The following is a 14,159-nucleotide window of genomic DNA, read 5'->3' on the forward strand; positions in this document are numbered from 1 at the left end:
CTGGCCGCTGCTCTGGATTCCTACATCCCGACTCCGGAACGCGCTGTTGACAAGCCGTTCCTGCTGCCGATCGAAGACGTGTTCTCGATCTCCGGCCGCGGCACCGTGGTGACCGGTCGTGTTGAGCGCGGCATCGTGAAAGTCGGCGAAGAGCTGGAAATCGTGGGCCTGAAGGCTACCGTGAAGACCACCTGCACCGGCGTGGAAATGTTCCGCAAGCTGCTGGACCAAGGTCAAGCCGGCGACAACGTGGGCGTGCTGCTGCGCGGCACCAAGCGTGAAGACGTGGAGCGTGGCCAGGTTCTGTCCAAGCCGGGCAGCATCACCCCGCACACCGACTTCGCTGCTTCGGTATACGTTCTGTCCAAGGATGAAGGCGGCCGTCACACTCCGTTCTTCGCGAACTACCGTCCGCAGTTCTACTTCCGCACCACCGACGTGACCGGCGCAGTTAGCCTGGCCGAGGGCGTGGAAATGGTAATGCCGGGCGACAACGTGGAAATCACCGTTGCCCTGATCGCTCCGATCGCGATGGAAGAAGGTCTGCGCTTCGCTATCCGCGAAGGCGGCCGTACCGTCGGCGCCGGCGTCGTTGCCAAGATCATCAAGTAACGGAAGCGGAGATTTCTCATGTCTAGCCAAAAGATCCGCATCCGCCTGAAGGCGTTCGATTACAATCTGATCGACCGTTCCGCTCAGGAAATCGTTGAAACCGCCAAGCGCACCGGCGCCGTTGTCAAAGGCCCGGTTCCGCTGCCGACCAAAATCGAGCGCTTCAACGTTCTGCGTTCCCCGCACGTGAACAAGACTTCCCGCGACCAGCTGGAAATCCGCACTCACCTGCGTCTGATGGACATCGTAGACCCGACCGACAAGACTGTTGATGCTCTGATGAAGCTCGACCTGCCGGCCGGTGTGGATGTGGAAATCAAGCTGCAGTAATCGCTTAAGTTCAAGGGTTTGCGGGCTAAGTGCTTGCGATTCTTGAATTTTCTGTGATACATTAGCGGACTCGCCATTTTGGCGAGTCCGTTTTTGTTTTTTATGTCGTGTTTTTTATGCCGGTCAATCGCAATCGGCGCCTGAAAAAGGAAATAAACATGAGTTTAGGTCTTGTCGGTCGCAAAGTCGGCATGACCCGCATTTTTGCCGAAGATGGCGCAACCATCCCGGTAACTGTGCTGGACATGTCCTCCAACCGCGTCACGCAAATCAAAACCGCTGAAACCGACGGCTACACTGCCGTTCAGGTTACCTATGGCTCCAAGAAGGCCAATCGTGTCAACAAGGCTACTGCCGGTCACTTCGCCAAAGCTGGCGTTGAAGCCGGTCTGGGTCTGGCTGAGTTCGCTCTGTCCGCCGACGCGCTGTCCAACTTCAAGCCGGGCGACGCTATCGCTGTCGAAATCTTCACCGTTGGTCAACTGGTTGATGTAACCGGCACCTCCAAGGGTAAGGGTTTCTCCGGCGTGATCAAGCGCCACAACTTCTCTTCCAACCGTGCTTCGCACGGTAACTCGCGTTCGCACAATACGCCGGGTTCCATCGGTCAAGCTCAAGATCCGGGTCGCGTTTTCCCGGGTAAGCGCATGGCTGGTCAATACGGCAACGTGAAGAGCACTGTTCAGTGCCTCGAGATCGTTCGTGTCGATGCCGAGCGTCAGCTGATCCTGGTCAAGGGCGCAGTCCCGGGTGCCAAGAACGGCGACGTCGTCGTGCGTCCTAGCGTGAAAGCGGGTGCGTGATGGAATTGAATGTAATCAATACCCAAGGCAAGGCTGTTGGCAGCCTGCAAGTGTCCGACGCTCTGTTCGGCCGCGAATACAACGAAGCTCTGGTGCATCAGGTTGTGACCGCGTTCCTGGCGAACGCGCGCAGCGGCAACCGCGCCCAGCTGACTCGTGCTGAAGTGAAACACTCGACCAAGAAGCCGTTCCGTCAGAAGGGCACTGGTAACGCTCGTGCCGGTATGACTTCCACCCCGAACCGTCGTGGTGGTGGCCGTGCCTTCCCGAACAAGCCGGACGAGAACTTCACTCAGAAGGTCAACCGCAAGATGTACCGTGCGGGCATCGCGACCATCCTGTCGCAGCTGGTGCGTGACGAACGCCTGATCGTGGTTGACGACCTGTCGGTTGCCAGCCCGAAGACCAAGGAATTCGTCGGCGCCGTTCAGCCGATGGGTCTGGAGCAGGCTCTGTTCATCACCAATGAACTGAGCGAAAACCTCTATCTCTCTTCGCGTAACCTGCCGAACATGCTGGTTATCGAAGCGGTTCAAGCTGACCCGTACAGCCTGCTGCGCTTCAAGAAGACCGTGATCACCCGCGACGCCGTGAAGCAACTGGAGGAGCAGTGGGCATGAACCAAGAACGTCTGTTGCAAGTAATCCTTGCGCCCATCGTTTCCGAGAAGAGCACCATGATCGCTGAGAAGAACCAGCAAGTGGCGTTCCGTGTTGCTACCAACGCAACCAAGCCGGAAATCAAGGCCGCCGTGGAAATGCTGTTCAACGTAAAAGTTGACGGCGTGTCCACTGTGAACGTCAAGGGCAAGGTTAAGCGTTTCGGCCGCAGCACGGGTCGTCGCAGTGACTGGAAAAAGGCCTATGTTAGCCTGGTCGAGGGTCAAGAACTTGACCTGACCGCTAGCCCGGCCGCGGCGGAGTAAGGAGATAGAGCATGCCTATCGTTAAGGTAAAACCGACTTCCGCGGGCCGCCGTGCTGTTGTCAAGGTGGTACACCCTGACCTGCACAAAGGTGCTCCGCACGCTGCCCTGGTTGAGAAGAAAAACTCGACCGGCGGCCGTAACAACAATGGCCACATCACCACGCGTCATCGTGGTGGCGGCCATAAGAAGCACTACCGTCTGATCGACTTCCGTCGCAACAAGGATGGCATCCCGGCAAAAGTGGAACGCATCGAATACGATCCGAACCGCACCGCCCACATCGCCCTGTTGTGCTACGCCGATGGCGAACGTCGCTACATCGTCGCTCCGCGCGGCGTGAAGGTTGGCGCCGTGCTGCTGTCCGGCTCCGAGGCTCCGATCAAGGCCGGTAACGCTCTGCCGATCCGCAACATCCCGGTGGGTACCACTATCCACTGCGTGGAAATGCAACCCGGCAAGGGCGCTCAGATGGTTCGTTCCGCTGGCGCTTCTGCAATGCTGCTGGCTCGCGAAGGCGTGTACGCTCAACTGCGTCTGCGCTCTGGCGAGATCCGCCTGGTGCACGTCGATTGCCGTGCGACCGTTGGTGAAGTGGGTAACGAAGAGCACTCCCTGCGCAAGCTGGGCAAGGCTGGCGCTTCCCGTTGGCGCGGTGTTCGCCCGACCGTTCGCGGTACGGCGATGAACCCGATCGACCACCCGCACGGTGGTGGTGAAGGCCGCACTGGCGAAGGCCGCGTACCGGTTAGCCCGTGGGGCACTCCGGCTAAGGGCTTCCGTACCCGTCGCAACAAGCGTACCGACAACATGATCGTACGCCGTCGCTATTCCACCAAAGGGTAATTGACAATGGCACGTTCGCAGAAAAAAGGCCCGTTCGTCGACCTGCATCTCCTGAAGAAGGTAGATGCGGTACGGGCAACCAGCGACAAGCGTCCGATCAAGACCTGGTCGCGTCGTTCGACCATCCTGCCGGACTTTATTGGTCTGACCATCGCTGTGCACAACGGTCGCACTCACGTTCCGGTTTATGTTTCTGAAAACATGGTCGGCCACAAACTGGGTGAATTCTCTCTGACTCGTACCTTCAAAGGCCATGCTGCCGACAAGAAGGCGAAGAAGAAGTAAGGTGAAGCGATGAGAGTATCTGCAAATCTGAAAAGTGTTCGCCTTTCGGCTCAAAAGTGCCGTCTGGTAGCCGATCTGGTCCGCGGTCAGTCCGTGGCCCAGGCGCTGAATATCCTGGCCTTCTCCCCGAAGAAGGGCGCGGTAATCATCAAGAAAGTGCTGGAATCTGCAATCGCTAACGCCGAGCACAACGAAGGCGCTGACATCGACACCCTGCGTGTCACCAGCATCTTCGTTGACAAGGGCGCTAGTCTGAAGCGTTTCACTGCCCGTGCTAAGGGTCGTGGCAATCGCATCGAAAAGCAGACCTGCCACATTTCCTTGACCGTTGGCAATTAAGGGGTAAGAAATGGGTCAGAAGATTCATCCGACGGGATTCCGTCTTGCCGTTAACAAAAACTGGTCTTCCAAGTGGTTCGCGTCCTCGCAGAACTTCCCGGAAATGCTGAAACAGGATATCGAAGTTCGCGCATTCCTGAAGAAGCGTCTGGGTCACGCTTCGGTTGGCCGCGTAACCATCGAGCGTCCGGCCAAGTCCGCCCGCATCACCATTCACAGCGCCCGTCCGGGCGTCGTGATCGGCAAGAAGGGCGAAGACATTGAAGTTCTGAAGCAAGAACTGCAAAAGCGCCTGGGCGTTCCGGTCCACGTGAACATCGAAGAAGTTCGCAAGCCGGAACTGGACGCGCAAATCATCGCCGACGGCATCGCTTCCCAGCTGGAGAAGCGCGTGATGTTCCGTCGCGCCATGAAGCGCGCCATGCAAAACGCCATGCGTCTGGGTGCCGAAGGCATCAAGATCATGTCGTCCGGCCGTCTGAACGGCATCGACATCGCTCGTAGCGAATGGTATCGCGAAGGCCGCGTGCCGCTGCATACCCTGCGCGCCGATGTGGACTACGCTACCTCCGAAGCCAAGACCACCTACGGCATCATCGGCATCAAGGTATGGGTGTACAAAGGCGAGCTGAAGCCGGGCCAGGTTGTGGCCGCGCCGGCAGCTCCCGAGAAGAAAATGAGAAAGGGTGCCCGCAATGCTGCAGCCAACTAGACTCAAGTACCGTAAACAGCACAAAGGCCGTAACACCGGTATCGCCACTCGTGGCAACAAGGTGAGCTTTGGTGATTTCGGTCTGAAGGCTATTGGTCGTGGTCGTCTGACCGCGCGTCAGATCGAAGCTGCGCGTCGTGCGATGACCCGTCACATCAAGCGTGGCGGCCGCATCTGGATCCGTATCTTCCCGGACAAGCCGATCACCTCCAAGCCTGCCGAAGTCCGTATGGGCGGGGGTAAGGGCTCTCCGGAGTACTACGTGGCTGAAATTCAGCCTGGCAAGATGCTGTACGAAATGGATGGCGTATCCGAGGAACTCGCTCGCGAAGCTTTCCGTCTGGCCGCCGCCAAGCTGCCGATCGCCACTGTGTTCGTAACCAAACAGGTAGGTCAGTAATGAAAGCGTCCGAACTGAAAGCCAAAACTGTTGACGAGCTGAAGGTGGAACTGCTGAGCCTGCTGAAGGCCCAGTTTGCGCTGCGCATGCAGCACGCTACTCAGCAACTCGCCAAGACCTCTGAACTGAAGAAAGTGCGTCGCGACATTGCTCGTGTACGTACCGTTCTGAAAGAAAAGGCAGTTTAAGATGAGCGAAACCAAAGTAGTACGTACGCTGACCGGCGTTGTGGTCAGCGACAAGATGGATAAGACTGTGACCGTTCTGGTCGAGCGCAAAGTAAAGCACCCGATCTACGGCAAGATTATCCGTCGCTCCAAGAAGTTCCACGCGCACGACGAAAACAACGAGTTCAAGGCAGGCGATCTGGTGATCATCAGCGAGTCCCGCCCGCTCTCGAAGACCAAGTCGTGGGTGGTAACTGGCCTGGTTGAGAAATCTCGTCAGGTATAAAGCTTGCAGAGGGCTGCGTCCCTCTGTATAATGGCCATCTCCTACGCGCTAACTGCGTAGGAGTTCCGCCCTTACGGGGTCCAAAACTGGCCGTTTGACACGCCACAGAATGTTCTGTGGCGTTTCCGCTGTTCGAGTCTGGCGACACATGCCCAGGCTAACGGCAGTGGAAAGTGACGGATAAAGTTGGATTAGAAAGGTAATCTCAAATGATCCAAATGCAGACCATGCTTGAGGTCGCTGACAACACTGGTGCACGTCATGTTCAGTGCATCAAAGTGCTGGGTGGCTCCAAGCGTCGCTATGCTAGCGTAGGTGACATCATCAAGGTGAGCATCAAGGATGCCGCTCCGCGTGGTCGCGTCAAAAAAGGCGACGTATACAACGCGGTCGTGGTACGCACTGCCAAAGGCGTGCGTCGTCCCGACGGCTCTTTGATCAAGTTTGACAGCAACGCTGCTGTTCTGCTCAACAACAAGCTTGAGCCGATCGGCACACGCATCTTCGGACCCGTTACGCGCGAACTGCGTACCGAGCGTTTCATGAAGATCGTATCGCTGGCTCCTGAAGTGCTGTAAGGAGAGGTCGCATGCGCAAGATTCGCAAGGGTGATGAAGTCGTAGTAATCACCGGCAAAGACAAGGGTAAGCGCGGCACTGTCCTGCGTGTTCTGGAAACCAAGCTGGTTGTGGAAGGCGTGAATGTCGCCAAGAAGCACCAGAAGCCGAACCCGGTACGTGGCGTAGCTGGCGGTATCGTCGAGAAGACCATGCCCATCGACGCTTCTAACGTCGCGATTTTCAATCCGGCAAGCCAAAAGGCTGACCGCGTAGGCTTCAAGGTTCTTGAAGACGGCCGTAAGGTGCGCGTGTTCAAGTCCAGCGGCGAAGTTATCGGCGCCTAAGGAGCAAACATGGCACGTCTCTACGATTTCTACAAAGACAGCGTAGTGCCGGAACTGATGAAACAGTTCGGCTACAAGTCGATCATGCAAGTTCCGCGTATCGAGAAGATCACCGTGAACATGGGCGTGGGTGAAGCCGTTGCCGATAAGAAGGTAATGGAATTCGCCGTGGGCGACATGGAAAAGATCGCCGGCCAGAAGCCGGTCGTCACCACCGCTCGCAAGTCCATCGCAGGCTTCAAGATTCGCGACGACTATCCGGTTGGTTGCAAGGTAACTCTGCGTCGCGAACGCATGTATGAGTTCCTGGACCGCCTGGTCACCATCGCGCTGCCGCGAGTTCGCGACTTCCGTGGTGTTTCCGCCAAGTCTTTCGACGGCCGCGGCAACTACAACATGGGCGTCAAAGAACAGATCATCTTCCCGGAAATCGAGTACGACAAGATCGATGCTCTGCGTGGTATGAACATCACTATCACTACCTCGGCGAAGACTGACGAAGAGGCCCGCGCTCTGCTGGCCGCGTTCAAGTTCCCGTTCAAGGGTTAAGCACATGGCACGACTTGCACTGATTAACCGTGAAGAGAAGCGCGTCAAGCTGGCTGAGAAGTTCTCCGCCAAGCGTGAAGCCCTGATCGCCACCATCAACAACCAGAACCTCTCGGAAGAAGAGCGTTTCGCCGCCCGCCTGCAACTGCAGCAACTGCCGCGCAACGCTTCTCCGGTTCGCCAGCGTCGCCGCTGCGCCGTGACCGGTCGTCCGCGTGGTGTGTTCCGTAAATTCGGTTTGGGTCGCAACAAGCTGCGTGAGATCGCCATGAAGGGTGAGATTCCGGGTGTTGTGAAGGCCAGCTGGTAATAGGAGACACATAAATGAGCATGCACGATCCTATTTCCGATATGTTGACCCGCATCCGCAACGGCCAACAAGCTTCCAAAACCAAGGTTTCCATGCCTTGCTCGAAGCTGAAGGTTGCGCTGGCGCAGGTGCTGAAAGAAGAAGGCTACATCGAAGACTTCGCCGTCGCCGGCGAAGAGAAGAAGCCTGTTCTCGATATCCAGCTCAAGTACTACGCTGGCCGTCCGGTGATCGAGCGCATCGAGCGCGTATCCCGTCCTGGCCTGCGCGTGTACAAGGGCTCCACCGAAATCCCGAAGGTCATGAACGGCCTGGGCGTGGCGATCCTGTCCACCTCCAGCGGCGTGATGACCGATCGCAAGGCGCGCGCTGCCGGTATCGGCGGCGAACTGCTCTGCGTCGTGGCGTAAGGGGGTCAAATGTCTCGCGTAGCTAAGAATCCGGTAGCCATTCCGGCCGGCGTCGAAGTCAAGTTCGGCGCTGCAGATGTGACTGTCAAGGGCGCCCTGGGCTCCCTGAGCACCGCTCTGTGCAACGACGTGGAAGTCAAGCTGGACAACAATCAGCTGACTTTCGCCGCCAAGAACGACAGCAAGTTCGCACGTGCCATGTCCGGCACCCTGCGCGCCCTGTTGAACAACATGGTGAACGGCGTATCCAAGGGCTTCGAGAAGAAGCTGCAGCTGGTCGGCGTGGGCTACCGTGCCCAAGCCCAAGGCGATACCCTGAACCTGTCTCTGGGTTTCTCGCACCCGGTGGCTCACAAGATGCCCGCTGGCGTCAAAGTTGAGACTCCGACTCAGACCGAGATTCTGGTCAAGGGCGCTGACAAGCAGCTCGTGGGCCAGGTCGCAGCCGAGATTCGCGCTTACCGTTCGCCGGAGCCTTACAAGGGCAAGGGCGTGCGTTATGCCGACGAGGTTGTGGTTCTGAAAGAAACCAAGAAGAAGTAACTGAGGCACTGACATGGACAAGAAACAGACTCGACTCCGCCGCGCACGTAAAACCCGTGCACGGATCGCGGAGCTCAAGATGGTGCGTCTCTCTGTACACCGCACCAATAGCCACATTTACGCCCAGATCATTGACGAGACCGGCAACAAGGTACTGGCCAGCGCTTCCTCGCTGGAAGCCGATGTTCGCTCCGCAATGGCCAATGGTGGCAACGTGGCAGCTGCAGCCGTGATCGGCCAGCGCATTGCCGAAAAGGCAAAAGCCGCTGGCATCGAGCAAGTTGCTTTCGATCGTTCCGGTTTCAAATACCACGGTCGCATGAAGGCACTGGCTGACGCCGCTCGCGAACACGGCCTCGTATTCTAATTCGGAGTAAAGAATGGCTAAGCACGAAATGGAAGATCGCGGCGACGGTCTGGTCGAGAAAATGATCAGCGTCAACCGCGTCACCAAAGTGGTTAAGGGCGGCCGTATCATGGCTTTCTCCGCTCTGACCGTGGTTGGTGATGGCGACGGCGGTATCGGCATGGGTAAGGGCCGTTCCAAGGAAGTTCCGGTCGCCGTACAAAAGGCGATGGAACAAGCCCGCCACAACATGGTGAAGATCAAGCTGTACAACGGTACCGTGAAGCACACCGTTGAAGGCCGTCACGGCGCGACTCGCGTCCTGATCCAGCCGGCAAAGGATGGTACTGGCGTTAAGGCCGGCGGTCCGATGCGCGCGATCTTCGACGCAATGGGTATTCACAATGTTTCGGCCAAGATCCACGGCTCCACGAACCCGTACAACGTGGTTCGCGCGACTCTGGACGGCCTGAGCAAGATCAATACCCCGGCTCAAATCGCCGCCAAGCGTGGCCTGAGCATCGAGGACATCCTGGGGGTGGGTCATGAGTAACGCCAAGACTGTCAAGGTCACTCTGGTAAAGAGCCTGATCGGTCGCCTGGAGTCTCACAAGGCTTGCGCCCGCGGTCTCGGTCTGAAGAAGATTCGTCAGACTGTTGAAGTGCTCGATACCCCTGAAAACCGTGGCATGATCAACAAGATCAGCTACCTGCTCAAATTCGAGGGCTAAGAGATGCTGCTGAACACCGTACAACCGGGCGTCGGCGCCAAGCATGCCAAGCGCCGTGTAGGCCGTGGCATCGGTTCCGGCCTGGGCAAGACTTGCGGCCGCGGCCACAAGGGTCAGAAGAGCCGTGCCGGTGGTTTCCACAAGGTAGGCTTCGAAGGCGGTCAAATGCCGCTGCAACGTCGTCTGCCGAAGCGCGGCTTCAAGTCTCTGACGGCTCGCTTCGTATGCGAAGTTCGCCTGTCCGAACTGAACCTGCTGCCGGTCGATGAAATCGATCTGCTGGCTCTCAAGCAAGCCGGTCTGGTGGCTGCTCAGGCACTCGTTGCCAAAGTAGTCCTGTCCGGCAAGGTTGAGCGCGCGGTCAAACTGCGTGGTATCAGCGTTACCGCTGGCGCCCGCGCTGCCATCGAGGCTGCCGGCGGCAGCATTGAATAAGGCATAAATTTGTGGCGAATACTTCTCTAGTGGCCAATGCCAATAAGTTTGGTGATCTGAAGCGTCGTATCTGGTTCCTGATTGGCGCGCTGATCGTTTATCGTATCGGCGCCCATATTCCGGTCCCGGGTATCAACCCTGCCGAACTAGCGAAGTTGTTCCACACATCGCAGACGGGCCTGCTCGACATGTTCAACATGTTCTCGGGCGGCGCCCTCTCGAGGTTTACGGTATTTGCCCTGGGCATCATGCCGTACATCTCGGCTTCCATCATTCTGCAGCTTGCGGCCGAGGTTTTGCCCAGCCTGAAGCAGTTGAAGAAGGAAGGCGATGCGGGACGTCGCAAGATAACCCAGTACACGCGTTATGCCACCGTGGCGCTCGCAACTTTCCAAAGTTTCGGCATCGCGGTGATGTTGTACAAGCAGCCTAATCTGGTGATGACTGCTCAGTGGGAGTTTTACCTGACAACCGTGGTGTCTCTGGTCACTGGAACCATGTTCCTGATGTGGTTGGGCGAACAGATCACCGAGCGCGGTATCGGCAACGGTATCTCGCTGATCATCTGCGCGGGTATCGCCGCAGGTGTTCCGGCTGCGATCGGTAAGACCCTGACTCTGACCAGCCAGGGCTCTTTGCCCATCCTGTTTGCCGTGCTGCTGTTTGTCGGAGTGATCCTGGTCACCTTCCTCGTTGTCTACGCTGAGCGTGGCCAACGCAAGGTGCTGGTGAACTACGCCAAGCGTCAAGTGGGCAATCGCGTCATGCAAGGCCAGAGCACGCATCTGCCGCTCAAGCTGAACATGGCGGGGGTGATTCCCCCGATCTTCGCCTCGAGCATCATCCTGTTCCCGGCCACCGTTCTCGGTTGGTTCGGCCAGGGCGAGCACATGGCTTGGCTGAAGGGCGTGGCTGACAAGCTGCATCCGGGTCAGCCGATCTATGTGCTGCTGTACGCGGCGGCGATCATCTTCTTCTGCTACTTCTACACGGCGTTGGTTTTCAACCCGAAAGAAACGGCTGACAACCTGAAGAAGAGCGGGGCTTTCATTCCGGGCATCCGTCCAGGTGAGCAAACTTCTCGCTATATCGAGAAGATCATCCTGCGGCTGACGCTGATCGGTGCGATCTACATCACGCTGGTCTGCTTGTTGCCGGAATTCCTGATCCTGAAGTGGAACGTGCCGTTCTATTTCGGCGGTACATCGCTGCTGATCATCGTGGTGGTGACGATGGACTTCATGGCGCAGGTGCAGTCCTATGTGTTGTCGCATCAGTACGAGAGCTTGCTGAAGAAGGCTAACTTCAAAGGCAACGCCCTTACCCGCTGACACACGAGTTGACACTGGGTTATATGGCTAAGGAAGACACTATCCAGATGCAGGGCGAGATCTTGGAAAATTTGCCCAGCGCAACTTTCAAGATCAAGCTTGAAAATGGACACGTGGTACTCGGGCATATCTCTGGGAAGATGCGGATGCATTACATCCGCATCCTGCCAGGTGACAAGGTGACTGTGGAGTTGACTCCATACGATCTGTCCAGAGCCCGTATTGTGTTCCGTGCGAAGTAACGCATTCGCTCTTTTTTGGATTTGAAAGGATCTGAACATGCGAGTACAGCCTTCTGTAAAGAAGATTTGCCGTAATTGCAAAATCATTCGTCGCAATCGCGTAGTTCGCGTGATCTGCACGGACCCGCGTCACAAGCAAAAACAAGGCTAACATTTGTTAGACCTCGATTTGCGTGATACAATCGCAAACTTTTCAAGGTCTTAAGGCTTAAGGAAAGAGTATGGCCCGTATTGCAGGGGTAAACATCCCCAATCATGCGCATGCCGTTATCGGCCTGCAGGCAATTTTCGGCGTCGGTCAGACTCGCGCTCAGCAAATTTGTGCTGCAGCTGGCGTGAATCCTTCCACCAAGGTGAAGGATCTGACTGAAGCTGAGATGGAGACTCTGCGTGATCAAGTCGCCAAGTTCACCGTTGAAGGTGATCTGCGTCGTGAAATCACCATGAGCATCAAGCGTCTGATGGACATGGGCTGCTATCGCGGCTTCCGCCATCGTCGCGGCTTGCCGTGCCGCGGTCAACGCACTCGCACCAATGCTCGTACCCGCAAGGGCCCGCGCAAGGCGATTGCCGGCAAGAAGTAAACTAAGGAACACAGAGAATGGCTAAAGCAAACACAGCTGTCCGTGTACGTAAAAAAGTGCGCAAGTCTGTTAGCGAAGGCATCGTGCACGTGCACGCTTCGTTCAACAACACCATCATCACTATCACCGACCGTCAAGGCAATGCACTGTCTTGGGCTACCTCTGGCGGCGCTGGTTTTAAGGGCTCGCGCAAGAGTACACCCTTTGCTGCTCAGGTAGCTGCAGAGCACGCTGGTAAAGTTGCCCAAGAATATGGTGTGAAGAACCTCGAAGTTCGTATCAAAGGCCCGGGCCCGGGTCGTGAATCCGCTGTTCGCGCACTCAACTCGCTGGGTTTCAAGATCACCAGCATCTCCGACGTGACGCCGGTACCGCACAACGGTTGCCGTCCGCCCAAAAAACGTCGTATCTAATTCGGAGAGTGTGAGAACATGGCACGTTATATTGGCCCGAAGTGCAAGCTCGCTCGTCGTGAAGGCACCGACCTTTTCCTGAAGAGCGCGCGTCGTGCACTGGATTCCAAATGCAAACTGGATGCTGCCCCCGGCCAGCACGGCGCCCGTCGCGGCCGTCTGTCGGACTACGGCGTCCAGCTGCGTGAAAAGCAGAAAATCCGCCGCATCTACGGCGTACTCGAGCGTCAGTTCCGCAATTACTTTGCGGAAGCTGTTCGCCGCAAGGGCTCCACTGGTGAAAACCTGCTGAAGCTGCTTGAGTCCCGCCTGGACAACGTTGTATATCGCATGGGCTTTGGCTCCACTCGCGCCGAAGCGCGCCAGCTGGTCAGCCACAAGGCTATCGTTGTGAACGGCCAGGTTGTGAACATTCCGTCCTACCAGGTTAAAGCCGGTGACGTAGTGACCGTCCGTGAGAAGGCCAAGAAGCAGGCCCGTATCGTCGAAGGCCTGGCTCTGGCCGAGCAAGGCGGCTTCCCGTCTTGGGTGTCTGTTGACTCCAAGAAAATGGAAGGCGTTTTCAAATCCACTCCGGAACGTTCCGAACTGTCTAGCGATATCAACGAACAACTCGTTGTGGAATTCTACTCCAAGTAATCGCTAGCTCTTAGGGAATGACTATGCAAAACAGCGCTTCGGAATTTCTGAAACCTCGTCTGATCGACGTACAGCCGGTTTCCGCCACTCACGCTCGCGTGTCGATGGAGCCGTTCGAGCGCGGCTATGCCCATACCCTGGGCAATTCGCTGCGTCGTATCCTGCTGTCGTCGATGCCGGGCTATGCTCCGACCGAAGTGACTATCGCTGGCGTTTTGCATGAGTATTCCGCACTTGACGGCGTGCGGGAGGATGTCGTTGACATCCTCCTCAACCTCAAGGGCGTAGTGCTTAAGCTGCATGGTCGCGACAGTGTCGTGCTGACCTTGAAAAAGGAAGGCGAGGGCGCTGTCTTGGCTAGCGATATCGAGCTGCCGCATGATGTGGAAGTGATCAATCCGGAACACGTGATTTGTCACATCTCCTCCGGCGGCAAGATCGACATGGAGGTCAAGGTGGAGAAGGGTCGCGGCTATCAGCCGGTGTCCGTTCGCACCAGCCATGACGACAACCGTTCCATCGGTACCATTCAACTGGACGCTTCCTTCTCGCCGGTTCGCCGTGTGAGCTTCGCTGTGGAAAGCGCCCGTGTGGAACAGCGTACCGACCTCGACCGCCTGGTTCTCGACATCGAGACCAACGGCGTCATCGAGCCGGAGCAGGCTGTGCGCAACGCAGCCCGCATCCTGATGGACCAGCTGTCGATCTTTGCTGACCTCCAGGGCACAGCGGTTGAAGAAGTCGTTGAAAAGGCGCCGCCGATCGATCCGATCCTGCTGCGTCCGGTAGACGATCTTGAACTGACGGTCCGTTCGGCCAACTGCCTGAAAGCAGAGAACATTTATTACATCGGCGATCTGATCCAGCGCACCGAAACCGAGCTTCTGAAGACTCCGAACCTCGGCCGCAAGTCGCTGAACGAGATCAAGGAAGTTCTCGCTTCCAAGGGCCTGACTCTCGGCATGAAGCTCGAGAACTGGCCTCCGGCTGGTCTGGAAAAGCCGTAAGTTTGAGACTA

The 14,159-nt window shown here is 57.1% G+C and carries 29 protein-coding genes; all 29 read left to right on the forward strand.

What is annotated here, in order from left to right:
- On the forward strand, positions 1-612 hold a 612-nt coding region (locus tag VA599_RS22240; protein WP_346790687.1), incomplete at its 5' end, for an EF-Tu C-terminal domain-related protein.
- An 18-nt stretch (positions 613-630) separates the two neighbouring features.
- Entirely contained in the window at positions 631-942 is a 312-nt protein-coding gene (gene rpsJ, locus VA599_RS22245) for a 30S ribosomal protein S10 (RefSeq protein ID WP_011137734.1), read from the forward strand.
- 158 nt (positions 943-1,100) lie between these two features.
- On the forward strand, positions 1,101-1,745 hold the full coding sequence (gene rplC / locus VA599_RS22250; protein ID WP_021478354.1) for a 50S ribosomal protein L3: 645 nt from the start codon (positions 1,101-1,103) through the stop codon (positions 1,743-1,745).
- Positions 1,745-2,365, forward strand: a complete 621-nt coding sequence (rplD, locus tag VA599_RS22255) for a 50S ribosomal protein L4 (RefSeq protein ID WP_011137732.1) — start codon at positions 1,745-1,747, stop codon at positions 2,363-2,365. Before rplC ends, rplD begins: the two co-directional genes overlap by 1 nt.
- Complete coding sequence (rplW, locus tag VA599_RS22260; RefSeq protein ID WP_021478355.1) at positions 2,362-2,670, forward strand: 50S ribosomal protein L23; 309 nt, start codon at positions 2,362-2,364, stop codon at positions 2,668-2,670. The genes rplD and rplW overlap by 4 nt, the downstream gene beginning before the upstream one ends.
- 11 nt (positions 2,671-2,681) lie before the next feature.
- Positions 2,682-3,515 (forward strand): 50S ribosomal protein L2, encoded by an 834-nt coding sequence (gene rplB, locus VA599_RS22265; RefSeq protein ID WP_021478356.1) that lies wholly within the window; start codon positions 2,682-2,684, stop codon positions 3,513-3,515.
- Between the two features lie 6 nt (positions 3,516-3,521).
- Positions 3,522-3,800, forward strand: a complete 279-nt coding sequence (gene rpsS, locus VA599_RS22270) for a 30S ribosomal protein S19 (RefSeq protein WP_011137729.1) — start codon at positions 3,522-3,524, stop codon at positions 3,798-3,800.
- A 9-nt stretch (positions 3,801-3,809) separates the two neighbouring features.
- On the forward strand, positions 3,810-4,139 hold the full coding sequence (rplV, locus tag VA599_RS22275; protein ID WP_021478358.1) for a 50S ribosomal protein L22: 330 nt from the start codon (positions 3,810-3,812) through the stop codon (positions 4,137-4,139).
- 10 nt (positions 4,140-4,149) lie between these two features.
- The gene (gene rpsC, locus VA599_RS22280) at positions 4,150-4,851 is read left to right on the forward strand and encodes a 30S ribosomal protein S3 (protein ID WP_021478359.1); all 702 of its coding nucleotides are present in this window, start codon (positions 4,150-4,152) and stop codon (positions 4,849-4,851) included.
- Positions 4,835-5,251 carry a 50S ribosomal protein L16 gene (gene rplP / locus VA599_RS22285; protein ID WP_011137726.1) on the forward strand — a complete coding sequence of 139 codons (417 nt, stop codon included), beginning with the start codon at positions 4,835-4,837 and terminating at the stop codon, positions 5,249-5,251. Before rpsC ends, rplP begins: the two co-directional genes overlap by 17 nt.
- Positions 5,251-5,439 (forward strand): 50S ribosomal protein L29, encoded by a 189-nt coding sequence (gene rpmC / locus VA599_RS22290; RefSeq protein ID WP_021478360.1) that lies wholly within the window; start codon positions 5,251-5,253, stop codon positions 5,437-5,439. Before rplP ends, rpmC begins: the two co-directional genes overlap by 1 nt.
- Before the next feature lies 1 nt (position 5,440).
- Complete coding sequence (gene rpsQ / locus VA599_RS22295) at positions 5,441-5,704, forward strand: 30S ribosomal protein S17 (RefSeq protein WP_021478361.1); 264 nt, start codon at positions 5,441-5,443, stop codon at positions 5,702-5,704.
- Positions 5,705-5,913: 209 nt separating this feature from the next.
- Positions 5,914-6,282: a 50S ribosomal protein L14 gene (gene rplN / locus VA599_RS22300; RefSeq protein WP_011137723.1), complete on the forward strand. Its 369-nt coding sequence runs from the start codon at positions 5,914-5,916 to the stop codon at positions 6,280-6,282.
- 11 nt (positions 6,283-6,293) lie between these two features.
- Positions 6,294-6,608 (forward strand): 50S ribosomal protein L24, encoded by a 315-nt coding sequence (rplX, locus tag VA599_RS22305; protein ID WP_011137722.1) that lies wholly within the window; start codon positions 6,294-6,296, stop codon positions 6,606-6,608.
- A gap of 9 nt (positions 6,609-6,617) precedes the next feature.
- Positions 6,618-7,157 carry a 50S ribosomal protein L5 gene (rplE, locus tag VA599_RS22310; protein ID WP_021478362.1) on the forward strand — a complete coding sequence of 180 codons (540 nt, stop codon included), beginning with the start codon at positions 6,618-6,620 and terminating at the stop codon, positions 7,155-7,157.
- A 4-nt stretch (positions 7,158-7,161) separates the two neighbouring features.
- Entirely contained in the window at positions 7,162-7,467 is a 306-nt protein-coding gene (gene rpsN / locus VA599_RS22315; RefSeq protein WP_011137720.1) for a 30S ribosomal protein S14, read from the forward strand.
- A gap of 14 nt (positions 7,468-7,481) precedes the next feature.
- Positions 7,482-7,877: a 30S ribosomal protein S8 gene (gene rpsH, locus VA599_RS22320; protein WP_021478363.1), complete on the forward strand. Its 396-nt coding sequence runs from the start codon at positions 7,482-7,484 to the stop codon at positions 7,875-7,877.
- 9 nt (positions 7,878-7,886) lie between these two features.
- Complete coding sequence (rplF, locus tag VA599_RS22325; RefSeq protein WP_021478364.1) at positions 7,887-8,420, forward strand: 50S ribosomal protein L6; 534 nt, start codon at positions 7,887-7,889, stop codon at positions 8,418-8,420.
- Positions 8,421-8,433: 13 nt separating this feature from the next.
- Positions 8,434-8,787 (forward strand): 50S ribosomal protein L18, encoded by a 354-nt coding sequence (rplR, locus tag VA599_RS22330; protein ID WP_021478365.1) that lies wholly within the window; start codon positions 8,434-8,436, stop codon positions 8,785-8,787.
- A 13-nt stretch (positions 8,788-8,800) separates the two neighbouring features.
- Positions 8,801-9,319 carry a 30S ribosomal protein S5 gene (rpsE, locus tag VA599_RS22335; protein ID WP_021478366.1) on the forward strand — a complete coding sequence of 173 codons (519 nt, stop codon included), beginning with the start codon at positions 8,801-8,803 and terminating at the stop codon, positions 9,317-9,319.
- The gene (rpmD, locus tag VA599_RS22340) at positions 9,312-9,497 is read left to right on the forward strand and encodes a 50S ribosomal protein L30 (protein WP_011137715.1); all 186 of its coding nucleotides are present in this window, start codon (positions 9,312-9,314) and stop codon (positions 9,495-9,497) included. Before rpsE ends, rpmD begins: the two co-directional genes overlap by 8 nt.
- Positions 9,498-9,500: 3 nt before the next feature.
- Entirely contained in the window at positions 9,501-9,932 is a 432-nt protein-coding gene (rplO, locus tag VA599_RS22345; RefSeq protein ID WP_021478367.1) for a 50S ribosomal protein L15, read from the forward strand.
- Positions 9,933-9,943: 11 nt separating this feature from the next.
- Positions 9,944-11,263, forward strand: coding sequence for a preprotein translocase subunit SecY (gene secY, locus VA599_RS22350; protein WP_021478368.1), 1,320 nt, complete (start codon positions 9,944-9,946; stop codon positions 11,261-11,263).
- 23 nt (positions 11,264-11,286) lie between these two features.
- Complete coding sequence (gene infA / locus VA599_RS22355) at positions 11,287-11,505, forward strand: translation initiation factor IF-1 (protein ID WP_031296780.1); 219 nt, start codon at positions 11,287-11,289, stop codon at positions 11,503-11,505.
- Between the two features lie 37 nt (positions 11,506-11,542).
- Positions 11,543-11,656 carry a 50S ribosomal protein L36 gene (rpmJ, locus tag VA599_RS22360; RefSeq protein WP_011137711.1) on the forward strand — a complete coding sequence of 38 codons (114 nt, stop codon included), beginning with the start codon at positions 11,543-11,545 and terminating at the stop codon, positions 11,654-11,656.
- A 70-nt stretch (positions 11,657-11,726) separates the two neighbouring features.
- Positions 11,727-12,089 carry a 30S ribosomal protein S13 gene (gene rpsM / locus VA599_RS22365; RefSeq protein ID WP_021478370.1) on the forward strand — a complete coding sequence of 121 codons (363 nt, stop codon included), beginning with the start codon at positions 11,727-11,729 and terminating at the stop codon, positions 12,087-12,089.
- Positions 12,090-12,106: 17 nt separating this feature from the next.
- Entirely contained in the window at positions 12,107-12,502 is a 396-nt protein-coding gene (rpsK, locus tag VA599_RS22370) for a 30S ribosomal protein S11 (protein ID WP_011137709.1), read from the forward strand.
- Between the two features lie 18 nt (positions 12,503-12,520).
- Entirely contained in the window at positions 12,521-13,141 is a 621-nt protein-coding gene (rpsD, locus tag VA599_RS22375; protein ID WP_021478371.1) for a 30S ribosomal protein S4, read from the forward strand.
- Positions 13,142-13,164: 23 nt separating this feature from the next.
- Positions 13,165-14,148 carry a DNA-directed RNA polymerase subunit alpha gene (locus tag VA599_RS22380; RefSeq protein ID WP_021478372.1) on the forward strand — a complete coding sequence of 328 codons (984 nt, stop codon included), beginning with the start codon at positions 13,165-13,167 and terminating at the stop codon, positions 14,146-14,148.
- Positions 14,149-14,159 lie beyond the last annotated feature (11 nt).

The sequence above is a fragment of the Chromobacterium indicum genome (genome assembly GCF_039708975.1).
Classification (GTDB): Bacteria; Pseudomonadota; Gammaproteobacteria; order Burkholderiales; family Chromobacteriaceae; genus Chromobacterium; species Chromobacterium piscinae.

Bases quoted from the DNA above. Each gene is read 5' to 3' on its own strand.
- rpsJ (WP_011137734.1), top strand. From the start codon at position 631: ATGTCTAGCCAAAAGATCCGCATCCGCCTGAAGGCGTTCGATTACAAT.
- rplC (WP_021478354.1), top strand. From the start codon at position 1,101: ATGAGTTTAGGTCTTGTCGGTCGCAAAGTCGGCATGACCCGCATTTTT.
- rplD (WP_011137732.1), top strand. From the start codon at position 1,745: ATGGAATTGAATGTAATCAATACCCAAGGCAAGGCTGTTGGCAGCCTG.
- rplW (WP_021478355.1), top strand. From the start codon at position 2,362: ATGAACCAAGAACGTCTGTTGCAAGTAATCCTTGCGCCCATCGTTTCC.
- rplB (WP_021478356.1), top strand. From the start codon at position 2,682: ATGCCTATCGTTAAGGTAAAACCGACTTCCGCGGGCCGCCGTGCTGTT.
- rpsS (WP_011137729.1), top strand. From the start codon at position 3,522: ATGGCACGTTCGCAGAAAAAAGGCCCGTTCGTCGACCTGCATCTCCTG.
- rplV (WP_021478358.1), top strand. From the start codon at position 3,810: ATGAGAGTATCTGCAAATCTGAAAAGTGTTCGCCTTTCGGCTCAAAAG.
- rpsC (WP_021478359.1), top strand. From the start codon at position 4,150: ATGGGTCAGAAGATTCATCCGACGGGATTCCGTCTTGCCGTTAACAAA.
- rplP (WP_011137726.1), top strand. From the start codon at position 4,835: ATGCTGCAGCCAACTAGACTCAAGTACCGTAAACAGCACAAAGGCCGT.
- rpmC (WP_021478360.1), top strand. From the start codon at position 5,251: ATGAAAGCGTCCGAACTGAAAGCCAAAACTGTTGACGAGCTGAAGGTG.
- rpsQ (WP_021478361.1), top strand. From the start codon at position 5,441: ATGAGCGAAACCAAAGTAGTACGTACGCTGACCGGCGTTGTGGTCAGC.
- rplN (WP_011137723.1), top strand. From the start codon at position 5,914: ATGATCCAAATGCAGACCATGCTTGAGGTCGCTGACAACACTGGTGCA.
- rplX (WP_011137722.1), top strand. From the start codon at position 6,294: ATGCGCAAGATTCGCAAGGGTGATGAAGTCGTAGTAATCACCGGCAAA.
- rplE (WP_021478362.1), top strand. From the start codon at position 6,618: ATGGCACGTCTCTACGATTTCTACAAAGACAGCGTAGTGCCGGAACTG.
- rpsN (WP_011137720.1), top strand. From the start codon at position 7,162: ATGGCACGACTTGCACTGATTAACCGTGAAGAGAAGCGCGTCAAGCTG.
- rpsH (WP_021478363.1), top strand. From the start codon at position 7,482: ATGAGCATGCACGATCCTATTTCCGATATGTTGACCCGCATCCGCAAC.
- rplF (WP_021478364.1), top strand. From the start codon at position 7,887: ATGTCTCGCGTAGCTAAGAATCCGGTAGCCATTCCGGCCGGCGTCGAA.
- rplR (WP_021478365.1), top strand. From the start codon at position 8,434: ATGGACAAGAAACAGACTCGACTCCGCCGCGCACGTAAAACCCGTGCA.
- rpsE (WP_021478366.1), top strand. From the start codon at position 8,801: ATGGCTAAGCACGAAATGGAAGATCGCGGCGACGGTCTGGTCGAGAAA.
- rpmD (WP_011137715.1), top strand. From the start codon at position 9,312: ATGAGTAACGCCAAGACTGTCAAGGTCACTCTGGTAAAGAGCCTGATC.
- rplO (WP_021478367.1), top strand. From the start codon at position 9,501: ATGCTGCTGAACACCGTACAACCGGGCGTCGGCGCCAAGCATGCCAAG.
- infA (WP_031296780.1), top strand. From the start codon at position 11,287: ATGGCTAAGGAAGACACTATCCAGATGCAGGGCGAGATCTTGGAAAAT.
- rpmJ (WP_011137711.1), top strand. From the start codon at position 11,543: ATGCGAGTACAGCCTTCTGTAAAGAAGATTTGCCGTAATTGCAAAATC.
- rpsM (WP_021478370.1), top strand. From the start codon at position 11,727: ATGGCCCGTATTGCAGGGGTAAACATCCCCAATCATGCGCATGCCGTT.
- rpsK (WP_011137709.1), top strand. From the start codon at position 12,107: ATGGCTAAAGCAAACACAGCTGTCCGTGTACGTAAAAAAGTGCGCAAG.
- rpsD (WP_021478371.1), top strand. From the start codon at position 12,521: ATGGCACGTTATATTGGCCCGAAGTGCAAGCTCGCTCGTCGTGAAGGC.
- VA599_RS22380 (WP_021478372.1), top strand. From the start codon at position 13,165: ATGCAAAACAGCGCTTCGGAATTTCTGAAACCTCGTCTGATCGACGTA.